The 19,198-nt window shown below is 52.4% G+C and carries 16 protein-coding genes and 1 riboswitch; of the genes, 9 read left to right on the forward strand and 7 right to left on the reverse strand.

Annotation, left to right across the window (positions count from 1 at the left end; all coding sequences use genetic code 11):
* Nucleotides 1-11 precede the first annotated feature (11 nt).
* Both ACFOET_RS10155 and ACFOET_RS10160 read right to left on the reverse strand, forming a co-directional pair.
* Nucleotides 12-980 carry a bile acid:sodium symporter family protein gene (locus ACFOET_RS10155; RefSeq protein WP_379022196.1) on the reverse strand — a complete coding sequence of 323 codons (969 nt, stop codon included), beginning with the start codon at nt 978-980 and terminating at the stop codon, nt 12-14.
* Nucleotides 981-1,016: 36 nt separating this feature from the next.
* Nucleotides 1,017-3,056, reverse strand: a complete 2,040-nt coding sequence (locus ACFOET_RS10160; RefSeq protein WP_379022198.1) for a S9 family peptidase — start codon at nt 3,054-3,056, stop codon at nt 1,017-1,019.
* Nucleotides 3,057-3,146: 90 nt separating this feature from the next.
* On the opposite strand from ACFOET_RS10160, the gene ACFOET_RS10165 reads away from it, so the two are divergent.
* From ACFOET_RS10165 to ACFOET_RS10175, 3 genes are read left to right on the forward strand one after another with little or no spacing between them, the layout of a single operon-like run.
* On the forward strand, nt 3,147-4,016 hold the full coding sequence (locus ACFOET_RS10165; RefSeq protein WP_379022200.1) for an aldose 1-epimerase family protein: 870 nt from the start codon (nt 3,147-3,149) through the stop codon (nt 4,014-4,016).
* Nucleotides 4,017-4,027: 11 nt separating this feature from the next.
* On the forward strand, nt 4,028-4,570 hold the full coding sequence (locus ACFOET_RS10170; protein WP_379022202.1) for an NUDIX domain-containing protein: 543 nt from the start codon (nt 4,028-4,030) through the stop codon (nt 4,568-4,570).
* Between the two features lie 35 nt (nt 4,571-4,605).
* A complete protein-coding gene (locus ACFOET_RS10175; protein WP_379022204.1) occupies nt 4,606-5,400 on the forward strand; it encodes a Cof-type HAD-IIB family hydrolase in 795 nt (264 codons plus the stop codon).
* A gap of 12 nt (nt 5,401-5,412) precedes the next feature.
* Here the strand turns inward: ACFOET_RS10175 and ACFOET_RS10180 are convergent, their stop codons facing one another.
* Complete coding sequence (locus ACFOET_RS10180; protein WP_379022206.1) at nt 5,413-5,880, reverse strand: SRPBCC domain-containing protein; 468 nt, start codon at nt 5,878-5,880, stop codon at nt 5,413-5,415.
* A 220-nt stretch (nt 5,881-6,100) separates the two neighbouring features.
* Between ACFOET_RS10180 and ACFOET_RS10185 the strand changes: the two genes are divergently transcribed.
* Both ACFOET_RS10185 and ACFOET_RS10190 read left to right on the forward strand, forming a co-directional pair.
* Nucleotides 6,101-6,982 carry a hypothetical protein gene (locus ACFOET_RS10185; protein ID WP_379022208.1) on the forward strand — a complete coding sequence of 294 codons (882 nt, stop codon included), beginning with the start codon at nt 6,101-6,103 and terminating at the stop codon, nt 6,980-6,982.
* Complete coding sequence (locus ACFOET_RS10190; RefSeq protein ID WP_379022210.1) at nt 6,979-7,662, forward strand: ABC transporter ATP-binding protein; 684 nt, start codon at nt 6,979-6,981, stop codon at nt 7,660-7,662. Before ACFOET_RS10185 ends, ACFOET_RS10190 begins: the two co-directional genes overlap by 4 nt.
* A gap of 183 nt (nt 7,663-7,845) precedes the next feature.
* Here the strand turns inward: ACFOET_RS10190 and ACFOET_RS10195 are convergent, their stop codons facing one another.
* On the reverse strand, nt 7,846-9,102 hold the full coding sequence (locus ACFOET_RS10195) for an MFS transporter (RefSeq protein WP_379022212.1): 1,257 nt from the start codon (nt 9,100-9,102) through the stop codon (nt 7,846-7,848).
* 393 nt (nt 9,103-9,495) lie between these two features.
* Between ACFOET_RS10195 and ACFOET_RS10200 the strand changes: the two genes are divergently transcribed.
* The 3 genes from ACFOET_RS10200 (at nt 9,496) to ACFOET_RS10210 (ending at nt 15,091) form a co-directional block, all read left to right on the forward strand.
* Nucleotides 9,496-11,031, forward strand: a complete 1,536-nt coding sequence (locus ACFOET_RS10200; protein ID WP_379022214.1) for a SulP family inorganic anion transporter — start codon at nt 9,496-9,498, stop codon at nt 11,029-11,031.
* 28 nt (nt 11,032-11,059) lie between these two features.
* Nucleotides 11,060-12,226, forward strand: a complete 1,167-nt coding sequence (locus ACFOET_RS10205) for a glycoside hydrolase family 5 protein (protein ID WP_379022216.1) — start codon at nt 11,060-11,062, stop codon at nt 12,224-12,226.
* A gap of 363 nt (nt 12,227-12,589) precedes the next feature.
* Nucleotides 12,590-15,091: a glycosyl hydrolase family 95 catalytic domain-containing protein gene (locus tag ACFOET_RS10210; RefSeq protein WP_379022218.1), complete on the forward strand. Its 2,502-nt coding sequence runs from the start codon at nt 12,590-12,592 to the stop codon at nt 15,089-15,091.
* Between the two features lie 68 nt (nt 15,092-15,159).
* Here ACFOET_RS10210 and ACFOET_RS10215 read toward each other — a convergent pair whose 3' ends face one another.
* Nucleotides 15,160-16,182 (reverse strand): zinc-binding alcohol dehydrogenase family protein, encoded by a 1,023-nt coding sequence (locus ACFOET_RS10215; RefSeq protein ID WP_379022220.1) that lies wholly within the window; start codon nt 16,180-16,182, stop codon nt 15,160-15,162.
* A gap of 129 nt (nt 16,183-16,311) precedes the next feature.
* Here ACFOET_RS10215 and ACFOET_RS10220 point away from each other — a divergent pair, with 129 nt between their 5' ends.
* On the forward strand, nt 16,312-17,196 hold the full coding sequence (locus ACFOET_RS10220) for an AraC family transcriptional regulator (RefSeq protein ID WP_379022222.1): 885 nt from the start codon (nt 16,312-16,314) through the stop codon (nt 17,194-17,196).
* 190 nt (nt 17,197-17,386) lie between these two features.
* Here ACFOET_RS10220 and ACFOET_RS10225 read toward each other — a convergent pair whose 3' ends face one another.
* Both ACFOET_RS10225 and ACFOET_RS10230 read right to left on the reverse strand, forming a co-directional pair.
* A complete protein-coding gene (locus tag ACFOET_RS10225; RefSeq protein ID WP_379022224.1) occupies nt 17,387-17,938 on the reverse strand; it encodes a DNA-3-methyladenine glycosylase I in 552 nt (183 codons plus the stop codon).
* A gap of 121 nt (nt 17,939-18,059) precedes the next feature.
* On the reverse strand, nt 18,060-18,902 hold the full coding sequence (locus ACFOET_RS10230) for an aldo/keto reductase (RefSeq protein WP_379022226.1): 843 nt from the start codon (nt 18,900-18,902) through the stop codon (nt 18,060-18,062).
* Nucleotides 18,903-19,078: 176 nt separating this feature from the next.
* Nucleotides 19,079-19,171, forward strand: a riboswitch (TPP riboswitch).
* Nucleotides 19,172-19,198 lie beyond the last annotated feature (27 nt).

Raw genomic sequence — 19,198 nt, forward strand, 5'->3', positions numbered from 1 at the left:
CGCTTAGGGGTTCACCCTTTTATATCCGTACGTTGGGCAAGTTTCGTGGCGATAATGCTTATAATCAGGATCTGCAGTGCATGGAATACCATCAGCGGCAGCAGGAGGAGCCCCACCGAACCGCTGTTGCCAAACAGCGCGCTCGAAAACACGGTGCCGTGCACCAGCGATTTTTTAGTGCCGCAAAACTGGGCGGCGATGCGGTCTTCGGTATCAAGACCGATCTTGCGACCGACGAACCCTGTGAACCCATAAATCAGGTAGAACAACGCGATCACCAGCAAAGCCATGACGCCGATGTCCAGCCATGCAATGCCTTTGAATACTCCTGCAATAAAGGAATGGGCAAAACTTTTGTAAACGATCAGTAGGATTACCGCTTTGTCAAACAAGCTGAGGTATTTGCTGTTGCGTTGTGCCAATTGTCCCAACCATCGCCGTAACGCTAAGCCGATGGCAAGTGGAAGCACGATTTCAAGCAGCAGGCCGGTATAAATACCTGCGGTATCAACCGATGTCTGTTGGGACGAAAGGAAAGGCGCTATCCACAGCGGTGTGATGGCTATGCCGATAATACCGGAAATGCTGGCGTTGAAGATGGCTCCGGGTACATTGCCGCGGGCCATGGACACCATTACCACCGAGGACGACACCGTTGAAGGCAGGGCAGCTAAAAATAAGAACGACAGCCATATCGTCTGCTGTTTTTCGCCGAAGATGAACGGGTACGCGGCTAATACAACCAGCGGGAAAACCACAAAGGTCGTCGCCTGTACCAGCAGGTGCAGCTTCCAGTTTACCAGGCCACGCATCAGCTCGGCCGTACTTAACTTCATCCCGTAGAACAGAAAAATCAACGAAATTCCTATCGAAGATACGGTGTCAAGCGGCAACGGGCTCTCCGGATTTCCCGGCTCGGGAAAGAAATAAGCCAGCAGAATGCTGAACACAATGGCAATGACGAACCGGTCTACTTTCATGATAAGTTTCAGTGCTACGGTACACCATCCATGCTGTCACAGTGTCTCTTCCAGCCAGCCGAAGAATTCGCGCTGCCAAACCAGGGCATTCTGCGCCCCAAGCACCCAATGGTTTTCATCCGGCAGGTAAAGCAGCCGGCTTTTGATGCCCATGAGCTGCGCGGCTTGGAACGCCTCCAGTCCCTGTTCGATACCTACACGGTAGTCCTTGCCTCCCTGTATGATGAATATCGGTGTGTCCCAGCGGTCAACATGCTCAATGGGATTGAAGTCCGTGTAGGTCTTCTGGTTTTGTTTGTCCCAATACGGTCCGCCGAGGTCTTTGTTAGCAAAAAACAGTTCCTCTGTGGTGCCGTACCAGCTGCGCATATCGAACAGGCCATCGTGGGCGATGAATGTTTTGAAGCGGTTTTTGTGCAGACCGGCGAGCATGAACACCGAATAACCACCATAACTGGCGCCTACTGCCCCAAGCCTGCCTGTATCTACATAAGGTTCCTTGGCAAAGTCATCGATTGCTGAGAGGTAGTCACGTATCGCTTGGCCACCCCAGTCGCCGCTGATTTGCTCGTTCCATGCTACACCGTAGCCCGGCATGCCCCTGCGGTTGGGTGCCACCACAATATAGCCCTGCGCGGCGATCAGCTGAAAGTTCCAACGAAAAGAATAGAACTGCGACAGTGCGCCCTGGGGGCCGCCCTGGCAGTAAAGTAAGGTTGGGTATTTTTTGGCGGGATCAAAATCCGGCGGATAAATGATCCAGGAGAGGAGGTCTTTGCCGTCTGTCGCTTTGGTAATGCGTGCTTCCACGTTGCTGGAGGCGATGCCGGCATAAATGCCATCATTTACGGACGTGATCTTGGCCAGCTGGTGCGTATGGAGGTCGAATCGGTAGAGTTCAGCGGCACGGTTCATATTGGTCAGGGAGACGACAAGCTGCCCGCCAGATTGCCCGATGATGCCCGTGATGTCGTGCTGTCCCCGGCTGATCTGCCGGATACTCGATGCTGTCATCCGGGCCAGGTTGTCATTCAACGCGATTTCAAACAACTGGACGGTTCCTTTCACTGCGGCGGTAAACCAGATCCCGCGGCCATCCGTGCTCCATTGATAGGCATCAACCGTGCCATCCCAGTCCTTGGTCAGGTTATAACGCTGCGAGGTGTGCTTATCAAACACGACGATGTCGTTTTTGTCGGCCTCGTAGCCGTCTTCGGCCATACTCAGCCAGGCGAGGCGTTGGCCATCAGGGCTATAGGAGGGCGATTTGTCATAGCCCATCATGCCTTCGGTGAGGTTGGTGGTATTTTTTGTGGCGAGGTCATACCGATAAATATCGGTATTGGTGCTCAAGGCATATGCTGTGCCGTACTTCTTCTTGCAAACATACAGTATGCTGCGTCCGTCCGGACTCCAGATGGCATCTTCTCGGCCGCCGAAAGGCCGCTGGGGGCTATGGTAGGGCTCTCCGGCCATGATATCGATGGCTTTTCCAATCTTCCCGCGGTCATACGGCGCATAAAAGACGTGGCTGAATTTGCCGTCTGCCCACGTGTCCCAGTGGCGGTAATGCAACTCGTCATAGACATAAGCGTTGGACTTCGGCAGGTCGGTGTGCCGGTCTGTGCTATGCACCTGTTTGATGGATACCGATCGGGTAAACAGGATGTGCCGGCCATCGGGCGAAAAACGGACATTTTCCAGAGGCTCTTTTCCTTTGGTCAGTTGTTTGGGTTTCCTCGAACCGGAGGCAAGCCGCCAGAGCTGCCCCTTTTGCAGGTAGATAATGTCGCCGCTGGTTCTGTCGATATGGACTACGCTTCTGTGTCCTTTGCCCGAAGTCAGCTGTTCGGCGGTTCCGCCGGATATCGGTATCTGGAACAGGTTTTTTTCGCTATTGTTCGCATTGAGGTCATAGCGGGTCACCCCATAAATGACGTCTTCCCCGTTGGCTGAAATCCCTTCAGCCGAGACCCGCCCCAATTGCCAGAGCAGTTTGGGCGTAAGTGGTTGCTGGGCATGACTTACACCCGTGGTCGACAATGCTGCTGCCATCATATATATCGTGTGCTTCATAAGGATTGCTGTGTAATGGGCGCAAGTTAGCGAACTTTTCTTTCATCTACCGGACGTTTTGTATGTTTGCTACCTATCATATTCGGAATTATGGCAAGATTAACTAACGGCATGCTGTGTGTAGAGATCGACCCCCAGGGGGCAGAATTGAAAAGCCTGCGCGATAAGGGTGGCCGCGAATACCTTTGGCAGGCCGACCCGAGGTATTGGGCCAAGACGAGCCCGGTGTTGTTTCCCATTGTCGGGGCGCTGAAAGACGACGCATATATCTTCAATGGTAAAGAATACCGGCTGTCGCGCCACGGGTTTGCGCGTGATCGGTTGTTTGAAGAATACCGGATATCCGAAACCGAGGTGGCTTATACCCTGAGGGATTCTGCTGACACACACAGCGTGTATCCGTTTGCTTTCGAGTTGACACTGCGTTATGCGCTTTCAAGACATACACTTAGCTGCACATACGAGGTATACAATCTGAGCGACAGCCAGCCGTTGCTGTTTTCCGTCGGCGGGCATCCCGCGTTCGCGGTGCATACCGAAGACGGAGGGCCGGCTTATACGGATCATTACCTTGAGTTCCCGGACGACGAGGCACTGTATTGCCACGCCCTGGAGGGAAACCTGGTTTCCGGCCGCGTTGACGCCGTACCGTTGAACAACAACCGCCTGCCACTCCGGTACGAGCTGTTTTACAGGGATGCCCTGGTAATAAAGACGTTGCGGAGCAGACGGATTAGCTTGAGAAACACGGTGAACGACAGGGGACTCCATTTCAGTTACGAACATACCCCATTCTTCGGCATCTGGGCCGCGAGGGATGCGGATTTCGTCTGCCTTGAACCATGGTGCGGAATCGCGGATTCGGTGGACCATAACCAGCAGTTGACCGATAAGGAAGGCATCCAGCGACTTGATCCGGGCCAAAAATGGAGCGCGAGATGGGCGGTGGAGTGCTTTTAAATAGCGGGTATATGGAGACAAACAACTGGAAAACGCTGGATAACCACACGGTTTACGAAAACGCCTGGATACAGGTGCAACACCGCGATGTTATCACACCCGCGGGCAAGCCGGGAATATACGGTGTGGTGAAGTTCAGGAACAAAGCCATCGGTATCGTGCCCTTGGATGATGAAGGCTTTATTTACCTCGTGGGGCAGTACCGGTATCCGTTGGATGAATATTCCTGGGAAATCCCTGAGGGAGGCGGGCCATTGGATGAAGATCCGTTGGTCACGGCGAAACGCGAACTGAAAGAGGAGACGGGATTGGAGGCTGGCACGTGGCAGCGTATCGGCCGCATCCATACGTCCAATTCGGTGACGGATGAGGAGGGATTCATATACCTCGCCAGGGCATTGCGACATGGAGATGCCGAGCCCGAGGAAACCGAAGAACTGCAACTGAAGAAAGTGCACCTTTCCGATGCCGTCGCAATGGTGATGCGTTCGGAAATTACCGACTCGATATCCATGTGCGGGATACTGCTGACGGCGAGGTTGATGGGGATGTGACTGTTGCACACCATCAAAGAAATGACGATCTTTGCATGATGTCACATCCACACGTTCAGGCCGTCTTTTTCGATATCGACGGCACGCTCCTCGGATTAAAGAGCAAGGTTATTCCCGATTCCACCATAGAAGCCTTGGCTATGTTGAAAGCAAAAGGGATCAAGATCTTTGTATCGACAGGGAGGTCGTACGAACATGCTAAGTTCTTGGAGCAGTATGGATTTGACGGATTTATTACGTTCAACGGGAGCTATTGCGTGGATGGAGACGGGCAATCGTTTTTCCGCCATACCATCGATGTGGACGATATCCGGATATTGCACGACCATTTGCATATGACCGAAAATTTTCCAGTGGGCGTGATGACCACGGAAGGGTCATTCATCAGTGATATCACCGACGAGGTAACGGCCATTTTCGAACTGCTGAAACTGGATGTACCCCGTCCTCGGCCTTTTGCTGATGCGTTGGAAAATGAAGTCCTCCAGCTCAATTTATTTGTCGACCAGGATAAAGAATTGCACCTGATCAATAACGTGCTGAAGAACTGTGAATCGAGCCGTTGGTGCCCGGTGTTTATCGATGTCAATGCGCGCGGCATCAGCAAGCAGATCGGAATGGAACAGTTTTTTGCGCGGTACGGCCTATCGGCTGAGCGGACCATGGCGTTTGGCGACGGCGGCAATGATATCCAGATGCTGCGCAGCGCAGGTGTAGGTGTGGCGATGGCCAACGCCGGGGAAAATGTGAAAGCTGCAGCCGACTATGTGACCGACACCACCGAGGGACACGGCATCTGGAACGCACTTAAACGCTATGCGATTATTTAAGCGTTTTTGTTTTTACTGTCGGTCGCGCACGTAGTTTGCAAATGACGATAGGATATAGGGCCACCCCTGCTTAGACGCCATGGCTTTTTGGTAGTTATCGGATTCCTCTCCGTGGTTTTTAAATTGATGATGGGTAAGCATCACGTTCGTATTGCTGTATTCGGCGTCTTTGAAAAGGATTTGCACCTCGCTGGCCTTTGCCGTGTCAGGTTCTGGATTGCGGTTTGCGGAAATCTGCCACTTCAGTGAAAAGCCGTGGCCGTAGTCTACCGCCGTCACGGTGCCCCAATCGCAGCGAAAGCCATTCGGCCCGATTTCACTGCACAGCCCATTCGGAATCAGGTCGATGCTTAATTCGACCAGTTTGTTTTTTGACCAGGTATACTCCTTGGGCCACCATAAGGTTATTTCCCTGACAAAGCATTCAAAAGCCTGTTTGCGGGGAAGTGCTATTTCGACTGATGCGGTCAAAGCGTCCATAACTTATCGTTGTTTTTTCTTATCAATACCAGTTGCATTAGAGGTAACGCGGTGGGCAGCTGATTGTTTTTTTTGCGACCAATCGTAACTTACCGTAAAATTATTTCGGGGTATGGATTAAAATATCGGTCTTTGTAAAAAGAATATGATAAAAATAGACAACTAAAGAAACCACGTGATGGATGCCGTCCGTTATTTCTTCGCTTTACAGGCCCAACGAATGCATCGCACCATCAGCGATTGGGGAATACATCCGTCGTTTGTATATGTATGCCTGCCGATACTCTTTCTCGCTGGCTCCATCACACTTTTTCTCCGTACATCATATGCACCATGGATTTATGTGGGAATTGCCGTTTTGATATTGTTGCAAGGGTGCGATGTGGGTCGGCAACGGTTTTTGCGGCAGGTGTTTGACCGGCTGACGTATTGGCGAATTCGTATACTTGAGAATATGTTGATGATTGCGCCATTTCTACTATTTCTCCTATACAGGGGCGAGGCGTGGTTCTGTTTCGGCCTTTTGGGGATGGCAATGGCTGCGCTACCGCTCCGTATAGGCGCTAGCGGATCGACCGTGCTACCTACACCATGCTCGGGCCATCCTTTTGAGTTTGCCGTGGGCTTCAGAAGCTCGGTCGGATTGCTGCTCATCGCTTACGTGCTGATGGTGGTCGGTATTTATGTAGGCAACGAGAAACTCAGCATAGCTGCGTTACTGTGGGTTGTCTTCGTATGCGCCAACTACTATGCCTGGTGTGAGCCCCTTTCGTATGTTTGGGTTTATCGGTTGACACCCGTGGCCTTTCTTTGGCTGAAAGTAAGGTCAGCTCTCGGACACCTGACCATTGTGTTACTTCCGATGGCTGCGGCTATTACCTGCTTTTTTCCGGATGACTGGCTTTTGGTATTGGCAGCTTCGGCGGTGGGATATGGTTATCTTGCCTTGGCTGTCCTGGCCAAGTATGCGGCTTTTCCACGGGGCGTGAGTATCCCGCAAGGTATTTTTATGGCGGTGTCATTCGTGTTTCCGCCATTGCTGTTGGTTTCCATGCCCTATTTTTTCCGCCGGGCAAAAAGTAATATCGCAATAGTGCTATGAACGTTGACGTTTCTCAATTAACAAAATCATTTGGTGGAGCCGCCGTATTGAAAGGCATTGACCTAAACTTCCGTAGTGGGCAGGTATACGGCCTTGTAGGGCGGAACGGCGCGGGGAAAACTACCTTTTTCAATTGCTTGGCCGGACTGGAAAAGCATGGTGGCAAAGTGGCGGCTGAAGGTGAGGTGCTCAAAGACCGGCTTGGCTTTTTGCAGACCGAGCCCTATTTTCCGTCGAAGCTCACCGGACGCGAATATTTACGGTTGTTCTGCAAGGCGCGTGGGGTTTCGGATGAAAACTTGGACGAGCGGAATGTGTTCGACCTTCCGCTCGATCGATATGCGCAGCAATACTCTGCCGGGATGAAAAAAAAGCTTGGTCTCTTGGCGATTCTTCTGCAGAAGAATGATTTCTTTATCCTTGATGAGCCTTTCAATGGAGTGGATATACATAGCGCATTGCTGATCACCGAAATCATCCGGCGGTTGAAAATTGAGAAAAAAACAGTATTGATTTCTTCGCATATCTTTTCAACCCTCAAAGAAACCTGTGACATTATCTATGTGCTGGAAGACGGCAAAATAGCCGAAACCATCGGACAAGATGATTTCGATCGGCTGGAGCGGGACATGGCTGCCTTTGCCATAGGAAACCGGCTCGATGCGCTTCAGTTTGGCTAAAATACCCGTCGAACAGGTGGTCTATCTTTGTTTTTCTGGACGCGACGAGGTGCCCGAAAAAGCGGTACAATTCATCAACGAGCAATAAGCGTTTCGGACGGCCCTCATGAGCCTGCTGATTTCCAGCGCAGGTTACATCTTCCCGATACCGAAGTGCAACCACTATGGCCGGTATTTAGACCGTTACACATTCATCTCCTGCGCTAAAGCCGCACACGGAATGTTGTTAACACCCAGTTTCATCAACGCCGGTACGAAGAATGACACGATGCCTACAACACTGATGACACTGCCCAGTATCACGAAAGTGAGGCTGATACCGATGTTGTCTGCAATGAATCCGGTGCTGAGCAACCCGATCATGGAAGGAAGCAATGCGATGCTGAAATACATCGAAAACACGCGTCCCAACATTGCCGGATCGATTTTTTCCTGTAGCACGGTGGTAAAGCTGGCGTTGTATATGGAGGCCGCGACACCGCCAAGGATGGTCAGTGCCGTGAAAAAGATGAACCCCGAGGCAGGCAGCAATCCTGATACCGCCAGACTGATGCCCAACAGGATGTGCATGCTGTTGATGATGATGACTTTGTTCAACGAGGGCTTAAATACGCCCAATAGGCCGCCGCCCACCAGCATACCGATACCCCAGACCACCTCAATTACACTCATCTCGAACTTCCCGCCCCCGAAGTGCTGCAGCGTGAGCAGCGGAAACAGCACCGCCACGGGCATGATGCAGAACGTGGCCAAGATGGAAAAGCCGAAAAGCCAGGAAATCCCCTTGTTGGATGTGACAGCGCGTATGCCAAGCGCGAGGTCGCGAAGCACTTGTTTCACTCCCGCTTGTTGCTTCGGATCCTTTTCGGGATTGGGAATACGGACCAGCAACAGGGACGTGATGGCCATTACGGCGCCCCCGATGTCCAGCAGCAGTACATAACCGATATCCATCAGACCGATGGCCAGTGCGCCGAGTGCCGGACCGGCGATGCTGGACACCGATTGGATCACCTGGTTGATTCCTCCGATGCGCAGCAATTCGGATTCCGGCGCCAGTAACGGCACGGAAGCTTGCATCGCCGGCATGTGGAATGCCGATCCCACCGATCGCAGCGCGAGCAGGACGTATATGAATGTCAGTCCGGAATATCCGAAATAGAAGAGTACGGACATCACCAGGGTGCATGCGGCAATGAACCCATCGGCAAAGATCATCGTCCGTTTGCGGTCCCAACGGTCGATATACACTCCGGCAAATGGACCGATAAGCGTCTGCGGAAGAAGCGCCGCGATGGCGGCATAGGCGAGTACCTCGGCGGAGCCGGTCTCGAGGCTCAACCAGATGATGATGGCAAAATTGACAGCGGAACTGCTGAGTAGTGATATAAATTGGCCACTCCAGATGATGGCAAATGTTCGTTTCCACGAGTGTTGCATGACGATCAGCTACAATTAATCCTTTCGATAAGGGCAATGGTTACTAAGATGTAAATAAACAGTTGAAATGCTTCAGGCCCGACGCCTGAAGGAAAGAGGAAGCCAAACGGAACTCCGTTTGGTCTTAGGCCCTGTCCCGAAAGACAAAGGCGACGCAGGTGCTGGTCATTCTCATCGGTGTATCGCGTTTGTTGCGGCGCAAAATTAAACAACTTCATCGAAATATGCAATAGCCTACGATGAGGGGCCTGATGCGCCACCGTCCTGCTGGCGGCAATAGGGCATGATTGCTTTACAGAAAAAAATGTACTTTTGCGCCCGTGCAACACCGCCTTGATCATCTCCGGATGTTCATGCTCGGCCCTATTGAAGCATAGGTATAATTCGATGTCGATGCAGAAACTTCTCAATCTGTTTGATTTTAAACAACGTATAAATTACAAAAACGAGATACTGGCCGGGCTAACGGTTGCGATGACTATGATTCCTGAATCGCTTTCGTTTGCCATATTGGCCGGACTATCTCCACTAACCGGTCTTTACGCCGCGTTTTTGATGGGTCTGGTTACCGCCGTTTTAGGCGGCCGGCCCGGCATGGTGTCTGGCGGAGCCGGCGCGACAGTCGTCGTGCTTATTGCATTGGCCGCCGCACATGGGGTAGAATATCTTTTCGCGGCCGTTGTTTTGGCGGGTTTCCTGCAGTTATTGGTCGGGTTGTTCAAGCTCGGTAAGTTTGTCCGATTGATTCCCCAACCGGTCATGTATGGCTTCTTGAACGGGCTCGCCGTCATCATTTTCATGGCACAGCTGGCACAGTTTAAAGTATCCGAAAACGGGCTTGATGGGTGGATGCACGGACCTGCACTCTATGTAATGGCCGGACTAACCGCGTTGACCATCGTCATAGTGATCCTGTTGCCGAAACTCACAAAGGCTGTCCCAGCGTCGTTGGTAGCTATTATGATTGTCTTTGGCATCGTCTATTTCTTCAATATTGATACCAGAAAGGTGCTCGATATTGCATCGGTAAGCGGCTCATTGCCTGCATTTCATATCCCTGAAATTCCGTTCAATCTGGAAACACTGCAACTCATTTTCCCCTATGCATTAGTGATGGCCGGAGTAGGGTTAATCGAATCGCTGCTGACCTTAAATATGGTCGACGAAATAACCAATACCAAAGGCCAGTCAAACCGTGAAGCGGCAGCTCAGGGCATCGCCAATATCACCAATGGTTTCTTCGGGGGGATGGGAGGCTGTGCCATGGTTGCCCAGACACTGGTCAATATCGGGGCGGGGGCGCGGACCAGGTTTTCCGCGGTGATCGGTGCCCTCACTATCCTGACGGTTATCCTTGTTGCGGGACCGGTCATCGAGCAAATACCTTTAGCTGCGTTAGTTGGCGTGATGATGATGGTGGCCATTGGGACCTTTGAATGGGCAAGTATCCGCATCATTAATAAAATGCCTCGCCATGATATTTTTGTCGGCATGCTGGTGGCCATAATAACCGTGCTTTTACATAACTTGGCGCTCGCGGTGTTGATCGGCGTTATCATTTCCGCCTTGGTGTTTGCCTGGGAAAGTGCTAAGCGTATCCGCGCTAGAAAATTTGTTGACGACAAAGGTGTAAAGCATTACGAAATTTTCGGTCCGCTGTTTTTTGGTTCGACCGCTGCATTTATTGAGAAATTTGATGTCATTAACGACCCCGATGAGGTCGTCATCGACTTCCGGGAAAGCCGTGTTGCAGATATGTCCGCTATAGAGGCGTTAAACAAAATCACTGAAAAGTACCACCAACGGGGCAAAAAGCTTCACCTGCGGCATTTGAGCCAGGATTGCAGGCAGTTGCTGAAAAATGCCGAATCGGTTATCGATGTCAACATTATCGAAGACCCTACATATCCCGTGATGACCAACAAATGAGAACGACAATAGCAAGAAACTAACCGGAATGAACATGCACCGTAGGGAAATGATCAAAAAAGCCGGAGCACTGGCGTTGGGAGCCACGGGCTGGTCCGTATTGCCTGTTGTTGGGTCGCCGTCGGCCAAGCCGGTAAACAAACTGCCCCGGTGGAAAGGGTTCAACGTGCTGGACTTCTTCAACCCTGACCCCAGGAACAAACGGCAAACCACGCTGGAAGACCATTTCCGCTGGATGGCGGACTGGGGTTTTGATTTTGTGCGCGTTCCGATGGCTTATCCGTATTACGTGGATTTTGATCGGACACGGCCCATTGCCAAAGCCGAAGTCTGCCGCATCAGTGTAGCGCGGGTGCACGACGTGGTTGATCTGGTAGAGATGGCCAACCGTTGTGGCCTGCACGTGAGTCTAAATTTGCACCGGGCACCCGGATTTTGCGTCAATGCCGGATTCGAGGAGCCTTATAACTTGTGGCAGGACCCGGAAGCCATGGAAGCCTTTACCTTCCACTGGGCATACTGGGCCAAGGTGTTCCGTCATAAGACCTCCAATCAGATCAGCTTCGATTTGCTTAATGAACCCTGCTGGCGCGAAAATATGAACGATCAGTTCTCAAAGCGTACCGCGGTGCCGAAGGAGCTGTATCGGTCTTTGATCATCAAAGGGTTTGATGCGATCCGGATGGCCAGCCGCAAGCACCTTGTCATCGCCGACGGCAACAACATCGGTACTGAGGTAATCGACAATATCCAAGAACTGGACGTAGGGCAAAGCTGCCGGGGGTATGCACCGGGTTTGGTGTCACATTACCGGGCGCCTTGGGTCTTTCAGCATCCCGACGACCTGCCTGACGTCTCATGGCCCAGAATGGACAACGGTAAACTGCAGGACAAGTCGTGGCTGCGGGAGCAGTTTGCGCCGTGGATCGCGTTGGTGGAGCAGGGGGGAGGTGTACATTGTGGCGAATGTGGGGCTTGGCGCGAAACCCCGCATGATGTCGCTTTGGCGTGGATGGACGACATGTTTTCCGTGTTGACTGAACACGGTATTGGATTTGCGCTGTGGGAATTCAACGGGGAGTTCGGTATCCTTAATTCCGGAAGGAAGGATGTGCAATACGAGGACTGGTACGGCCACAAGCTGGACCGAAAGATGCTCACGCTTTTGAGAAAGTTTGTGTCCCACCACGGCTGATACACTCCTTTAAACATTAGCCAACACGTTCGGTGTGGAGTACAACGTACACGTGCTATCTTCGATTTTACAGCATGTGGTACAAATATGATAATATACCTAAATCAATGGATAACCTATCCATTGTAACCTAACGCGGAATCCGCTCTCTTTGTAATAGTTTATAACCAAATAGCCGGGAAGCGATGCGCGACCTGCCAGCAAAAATCATCAATGGCCACCAGCGGAAATTGAATAACCGCGGCATAGGGGAAAGACCTCTTACAGGTCAAAAACGTGACGCTAAAGGCCGGCTAGCCGCGTATGCCATATTTGTGAAAGGATTTATTAGTTTAGCAAAACAATTCGACGATATCCCATACCATGATGAGACCATATGCCATGATCGTTGCGAGGATTTACGTTTTAGTGGTGACAATCGCTTGTGTAAGCAAAGTAACCAACGGACAGCACAGAGCCGGCCCATCCGAGCCGGGGTTAACGCTTTGGTACGACAAGCCCTCGGGCGAAATCTGGGAAAATGCCTTGCCGGTAGGAAACGGCTGGCTGGGCGCCATGGTATATGGCAACGTGCCACAGGAGACGCTGCAGCTCAATGAACATACGATATGGAGCGGCAGCCCGAATCGGAACGACACGGCGGTTCCCTGCGACTCGCTGGCCACGATACGCCAATTGATCTTTGACGGCAGGGCAAAGGAAGCAGAGGACATGGCCAACCGGCTGATGTTTCATCAGAAGTCTTCTGGGCAGATGTTCCAGCCGGCAGGTAACCTGAACCTGGCATTCAACGGACATGAACACTACACAGACTACCGCCGCGAGCTGGACCTGGAAACCGCCGTTGCGAAGACCACGTATACGGTTGGCGGGGTAACATTTACCCGGCAGGTGATCGCCTCGTTGCCCGACCGCGTGATTGCGGTGCACCTGACTGCCAGCAAGCCATCATCCATATCTTTCATGGCCTCTTATACGGCGCCGCATAAGACGGATACCGTCACGGCAGAAGGGGGGCAACTCCGTTTTTCAGGTGTCACGAGCGATCATGAGGGTGTAAAGGGAATGGTGAGATACGAAGGAATCATCAACGTTGTAGCCCAGGGCGGGACACTCGCAACCGATGATGATCAGTTGACCGTGACGGCGGCCGACGCGGTGACCATCTATATCTCCATCGGTACGAATTTCAACAACTATCGCAATATTTCCGGCAACGCGGCAGAACGGGCTGGCCACTACCTGCAAGGGGCGTTGAAAAAAGATTTTGCCCGTATGCTGGAAGGCCATATTGCGGCATACCAACGGTACTTCAACCGAGTAACAATCGACCTGGGAACCAGCGATGCGGCAAACCAGTCCACGGATGTGCGGCTGGCGAATTTCCGCCATACCCACGATCCGCAATTCGCGGCGCTTTACTTCCAGTTCGGACGCTACCTGCTCATTTCCTCATCCCAGCCGGGAGGACAGCCGGCGAACCTGCAAGGGATTTGGAACCACCGGTTAAAGCCCGCTTGGGATAGTAAGTATACCATCAACATCAATGCGGAGATGAACTATTGGCCCGCGGAACGGACCAACCTGGCCGAGTTGCATGAGCCTTTTCTGCGGATGGTCAGGGAAATGGCTGAAACGGGATCGGAAACAGCGAGAACGATGTACGGCACACGTGGGTGGATGGCACATCACAATACCGATATCTGGCGGGCTACCGGCCCCGTGGACGGGGCGTTTTGGGGAATCTGGAATGGTGGCGGCGCGTGGACGAGCCAGCACCTCTGGGAGCACTACCTGTATGGCGGCGATCGGGAATTCTTAGCAGCAGCCTACCCGGTGTTGAAAGGTGCTGCGGAATTCTATGTGGATTTCTTGGTGCCGCATCCCGCCAATGGTTGGCTGGTGATCAACCCCGGTACTTCACCCGAAAACGCGCCCCAAGGAACAGACGGATCGTCGTTGGCCGCAGGAGCGACCATGGATAACCAGTTGGTGTTTGATGTATTCTCCACGGTGATCCGCGCGGCGGAGCTGCTGGGCAAGGACGCTTCATTTGCTGATACGCTTAAACGTCTCCGTGACCGCCTGCCCCCAATGCATATCGGCAAGTATGGTCAGTTGCAGGAGTGGTTGGAAGATCTCGATAGTCCAGACGATAAGCATCGGCATATTTCTCACCTGTACGGACTGTTCCCGTCCAACCAGATTTCGGCTTACCGGACCCCCGCACTTTTCAAGGCCGCAGAGACGACGCTAATCCACCGGGGTGATGTCTCGACGGGCTGGAGCATGGGCTGGAAAGTGAATTGGTGGGCGCGGATGCAAAATGGTAACCACGCGTTCAAACTCATCCAGGATCAATTGACGCCAGTAGTCGGCAACAGGGGCGGCGGTACGTATAACAACTTATTCGATGCGCATCCGCCCTTCCAGATCGATGGCAATTTCGGCTGCACATCAGGTATTGCCGAGATGCTGATGCAAAGTGCCGATGGGGCGGTACACCTGCTCCCGGCGTTGCCGGATGCATGGCCATCCGGATCGATTACAGGGCTCCGTGCACTGGGCGGCTTTGAAATCGACGAGCTGGTTTGGAAAGATGGGGTTGTTGAGCGCGTGGTCATCACCGCCAAACTCGGCGGCCATTTGCGGTTGAGGTCTCCCAACCCACTGGTTTCCCCCGAGGGGGAGCAACTGAAGGAGGCGAAGGGGACAAATCCCAATCCCTTTTATTTCGTGGCCCCGACTCCGGAGCCGGTCATCAGCCCGGAGGCAAAACTAGTCAACTTGGCGTTACCTCAGGTGTTTACGTATGATATACCTACCCAAGCGGGAGAAACGTATGTCATGGTGTGGCGTAAGTAGGGAAGTGACGGCGCTCAGTTCGATGAACCGGATGGCAGAATCAGCGTATTCCACCGGGCGAGCGGGGCTCACCATCCCCCGAAATCAACGACCGCTTTAATGACACCGCTTGCCGGATCCAGCAAGTCCGCTAACGCATTGGGCAGTTCGGTGTGCGTGATCCGGTGCGTGATAAACATGTCCGGTTGGATGGCACCCTCCTGCAACAGGTGCGTCACCCAATCGAAGTCTTCGGTAAGCGCATTGCGGCTACTCAGTAGGGTGCTTTCGCGCTTGTGGAATTCGGGATGAGGAAACGCAATATCCTCCTGCTGCAAGCCGATGAGCACGTACCGGCCGCCATGCGCCAAATAGCTGAAACCGTTTGTTATGGCTAGCTGACTTCCCGTGCAATCAATAACCACACCGGCCATATCGCCGTGCGTATGGCTTTGCACCTGATCGTATACATTCCCGCTGGTAGCGTCTATCGTCACCAGATTATCTGCAAGAGTGGAGCAGTGGTGCAGGCGGTGGGTGTTGGTATCCATGATGATGACGTGTGCTCCCGCAGCTTGGGCCAGTAACATGGTGCCGATACCAATCGGGCCAGCACCCATGACGAGTACATACTCACCGGGGCGGATCCCAGCACGGCGCACGCCATGAGCACCGATGGCCAACGGTTCAACAAGCGAGAGCTGGTCAACATCCAAGCCATCACCTTTGACCAGTGCGGTAATCGGCAGCGAAACCCGGGCACGCATTCCGCCGTCTACGTGTACACCATAAACCTTCATATCCACACAGCAGTTGGTTTTCCCCTGCCGGCAGGCTACGCAGGTGCCACAATGAAAATAGGGCTTTACGGTTACAAGTTCGCCCACCTCGAAGCCATGCCCCGATGGAATGTCCAACACCTCAGCGGCAAGCTCGTGACCGAGGATGCGCGGGTAGCTGAAATACGGTTGTACACCCTGGAAGGCATGGAGGTCGGTGCCGCAGAGGCCAACTTGACGAATTTTAAGCGATGCCTCGGTAGCATGGGAGCGCGGCTCATCCGTTTGAATGAGTTGCAGTACGCCTGGGGTGTGACAAATGATGGTGTCCATAACTGAGCGTAAAATTATGCGTTTGGATCCATTAAAAGTTGCTTGTGCGTTGCCGGATGATTAAGAAATATTGCCATAATTTTTGTTTTTTAGCCCAAAAATCTGATAATTGTTTGAAAGAATATGGCGATGCGGGCAAAACAGCTATTTGTACAACAGCCGGTTGAAAGGTCATTCAGCATCCGACAAGATAAGGTGCCTAACACCAACAGCTGGTGGCACTTCCATGGTGAAATCGAATTGATTGCCTTTCACCAGGGCTCGGGCTTACAATTTGTGGGCGATAGCATCACACGCTTCGAAGTTGGCGACGTCGTCATGGTCGGATCGAACGTCCCGCATTGTTGGCGGTATGATGACGCGACGGAACGCGGTCAGCAGGCGGGACCTTACTCCACAGCGATTCACTTCAAGCCGGGCCTCTTGGGAGAGGTCTTTATGCACTTGCCGGAATCGGCCGGACTGGCTCAGCTTATCGATCAGAGCAGGCGGGGGCTCCGCTTACGTGGCGAATGTGCGCGGCGTGTGCTTGACCAGTTGGTCGCTGTCAATGAAACAGACGGTATACATAGGTTGATAGGACTGTTGCAATGCCTCGCAGCATTTTTAGCTATGCAGCCCAACGCCCAACCGCTATCATCGCCCGGCTTTGGCTACCAGATAGATCACATGGACGAGGCGCGGATTAATAAAATATACAGTTACAGCTTCGCCCATTTAGGGCATCCCATCGCCTTAGCAGACGTTGCCGATTTGGTGGGGCTAAGCCGAACTTCGTTTTGCCGGTTTTTTAAGCAGCGGACCGGAAAAACTTATGTGCAGTTTCTCACAGAAATTCGGATTGGTTATGTTTGCAGGCAGTTGGTGGAAAAACCACAACGGCCGGTCAAAGAGCTATGTTATTCCAGCGGTTTCCGTAATTTCGCTTCGTTTCATGAATCATTCCGGCAAATAACCGGAATGAGCCCCAAAGCGTATCAAGCCTTGCATAGGGCGGGGAGGGTGCCCGCATAACGGCTGGGGAGCTCTTACCAATTGACGAAACCGTCGCCGCGTTCGAAGTTGTGTATAAACAGCGCCGTTGGCATTGTCACGAAATACCTGAGGAGATTCCGAGCAACATGCCCACGGAACAAACCTTTGAGCTCATTTTGGAGACTACCCTTGGTGCTGAGATGCAACCGTCCGACGAACATTGAAATGACTATCTCACAGCCCACATCGGCTTGCTTTCCAGTATCTCGGCATATATCGGACAACCGGGATTGTGTGCGCCCGGCAGGTAGCCGGTGCTCATCAGAAATTCATTGACAATCTCGCCGCCGGTAAATTTGAAGGTGTTTTTAAAGAGCTTCATCCATTCCTGAAGTGTTTTGGGATGGTGATGTTGCAGCCACTTTTCAAATGAGCCGTATTCCTGCCGCAGTTGCATGATCGCTTTAGCATTTTCAATGGCTGCATTGACTTTGAGCCGGTTGCGAATAATGCCTGCATCGGCGAGTAGCCGATCGCGATCTTTCTCGACATATGCGGCTACTTTAGCGATGTCAAAATTGTCGTAAGCCTTGCGAAAGGCCTGTTCTTTGCGCAGGATGGTTTCCCAGCTCAGCCCAGCTTGGTTGATTTCCATGATGAGCCGGCCGAACAATTCGTTGTCATCATGAATGGGAAAGCCGTAATGTTTGTCGTGGTAGTTTTTGTGCAATGCCCGGCGCGCTTCGGGCTGCATGGTGGGGATGTAATCGCAATAGGACATCGTGCTATCGTTTTTAATACGCAGCGAATTTAGCAAAAAATTTTAGTATCTTAATTGGTCGCGATCCGCTGAGCCGGCAACTCGGCAAAGGACGGCCGCTGTAGTCCACGCCGGTGCTATCTCAAACCGATAAGCTGAAGAAATCATCGTCAGATAATGGGATTTTTGCAGCCCGCAGGTTCTCTTGCAAATGGATCAATGACTTGGTGCCGGGAATAAGCAGGATATTGGGCGATCGCCTCAACAGCCAAGCCAGCGCAACCTGGGCTGGGGTAGCTTCGTATTTGTCGGCCAAGGCACCGATTCGTTTTTGGAGCTTATCAGGGCCGGAGGCCAGTGGGTACCAGGGAATAAAGGCAATCCCACGTTCGGCGGTGTAGTCTACTACGGTTTCCCACTTGCGTTCAGCCAGGTTGTACAAGTTCTGCACGGATACGATGGGAACTACTTTCTCCGCGCGCTCGATGGTCGGGATGTCTACTTCGGAAAGACCTACTTGCAAAATTTTTCCGGCCTTTACGGCATCGGCTACCGGCCCGAGCGATTCCTCAATCGGTATGTTGGGATCCACCCGGTGGAGCTGCCACAGCTGTATCTCATCTTTGCCAAGCCGCTGGAGGCTGCCATCGATGGCTTGACGGATATGCGCTGGATGGCCGTTGATAGGCCATTGGTTGGGGCCGGTTCGCTCCAAACCTCCTTTGGTGGCGACAACGATATTCGGGTAGTAAGACGACAGGGCTTCACGAATGAGCACTTCGTTGGTATGCGGGCCATACGAGTCCGCTGTGTCAATGAAATTGACACCGGATTCGACCGCCGTCCGCAGCACGCGCTTGGCCAGCTCGCGGTCAGGGGCATCGCCCCATACGCCGGGGCCAGTAAGCTGCATGGCGCCGTAACCTATCCGGTCAAGCTCCCATACGCCACGGAGCTGGTAGGTGAGTGATGTTGTGGTATTCATGATCATTCGCTTTCGTTGTCTAAGGAGATAATGCCGATAATGCGGTTATTGTTTGCAAGAACGTTGTTTCGCTTCCAAGTATAGTGAAAATAGCGGAATAGGCTGAGTGAGCTGTTGCAATTGTTTTTTAAAAACGGCAATGCAAATTAATGGATCGTAAAATTTTTCTTATCTTTGATCGGCTTTAGGGGTATTCTGAGAAGAATTGAGACACACCCTTCGAACCTGATCCGGCTGATACCGGCGTAGGGAAAAGCAATCCAAAGGAATCCGCTTTAGCCATTTAATGTATTTTG

Origin of the sequence: Parapedobacter deserti (genome assembly GCF_042646065.1) — a bacterium.
Taxonomy (GTDB): Bacteria; Bacteroidota; Bacteroidia; order Sphingobacteriales; family Sphingobacteriaceae; genus Parapedobacter; species Parapedobacter deserti.

What these genes read in the sequence shown, in the direction of transcription:
- ACFOET_RS10215 (WP_379022220.1), bottom strand. Translation starts at nt 16,182, where the DNA reads ATGGACACCATCATTTGTCACACCCCAGGCGTACTGCAACTCATTCAA.
- ACFOET_RS10160 (WP_379022198.1), bottom strand. Translation starts at nt 3,056, where the DNA reads ATGAAGCACACGATATATATGATGGCAGCAGCATTGTCGACCACGGGT.
- ACFOET_RS10185 (WP_379022208.1), top strand. Translation starts at nt 6,101, where the DNA reads ATGCATCGCACCATCAGCGATTGGGGAATACATCCGTCGTTTGTATAT.
- ACFOET_RS10165 (WP_379022200.1), top strand. Translation starts at nt 3,147, where the DNA reads ATGGCAAGATTAACTAACGGCATGCTGTGTGTAGAGATCGACCCCCAG.
- ACFOET_RS10155 (WP_379022196.1), bottom strand. Translation starts at nt 980, where the DNA reads ATGAAAGTAGACCGGTTCGTCATTGCCATTGTGTTCAGCATTCTGCTG.
- ACFOET_RS10210 (WP_379022218.1), top strand. Translation starts at nt 12,590, where the DNA reads ATGATGAGACCATATGCCATGATCGTTGCGAGGATTTACGTTTTAGTG.
- ACFOET_RS10225 (WP_379022224.1), bottom strand. Translation starts at nt 17,938, where the DNA reads ATGTCCTATTGCGATTACATCCCCACCATGCAGCCCGAAGCGCGCCGG.
- ACFOET_RS10170 (WP_379022202.1), top strand. Translation starts at nt 4,028, where the DNA reads ATGGAGACAAACAACTGGAAAACGCTGGATAACCACACGGTTTACGAA.
- ACFOET_RS10220 (WP_379022222.1), top strand. Translation starts at nt 16,312, where the DNA reads ATGCGGGCAAAACAGCTATTTGTACAACAGCCGGTTGAAAGGTCATTC.
- ACFOET_RS10175 (WP_379022204.1), top strand. Translation starts at nt 4,606, where the DNA reads ATGATGTCACATCCACACGTTCAGGCCGTCTTTTTCGATATCGACGGC.
- ACFOET_RS10195 (WP_379022212.1), bottom strand. Translation starts at nt 9,102, where the DNA reads ATGCAACACTCGTGGAAACGAACATTTGCCATCATCTGGAGTGGCCAA.
- ACFOET_RS10230 (WP_379022226.1), bottom strand. Translation starts at nt 18,902, where the DNA reads ATGAATACCACAACATCACTCACCTACCAGCTCCGTGGCGTATGGGAG.
- ACFOET_RS10205 (WP_379022216.1), top strand. Translation starts at nt 11,060, where the DNA reads ATGAACATGCACCGTAGGGAAATGATCAAAAAAGCCGGAGCACTGGCG.
- ACFOET_RS10200 (WP_379022214.1), top strand. Translation starts at nt 9,496, where the DNA reads ATGCAGAAACTTCTCAATCTGTTTGATTTTAAACAACGTATAAATTAC.
- ACFOET_RS10180 (WP_379022206.1), bottom strand. Translation starts at nt 5,880, where the DNA reads ATGGACGCTTTGACCGCATCAGTCGAAATAGCACTTCCCCGCAAACAG.
- ACFOET_RS10190 (WP_379022210.1), top strand. Translation starts at nt 6,979, where the DNA reads ATGAACGTTGACGTTTCTCAATTAACAAAATCATTTGGTGGAGCCGCC.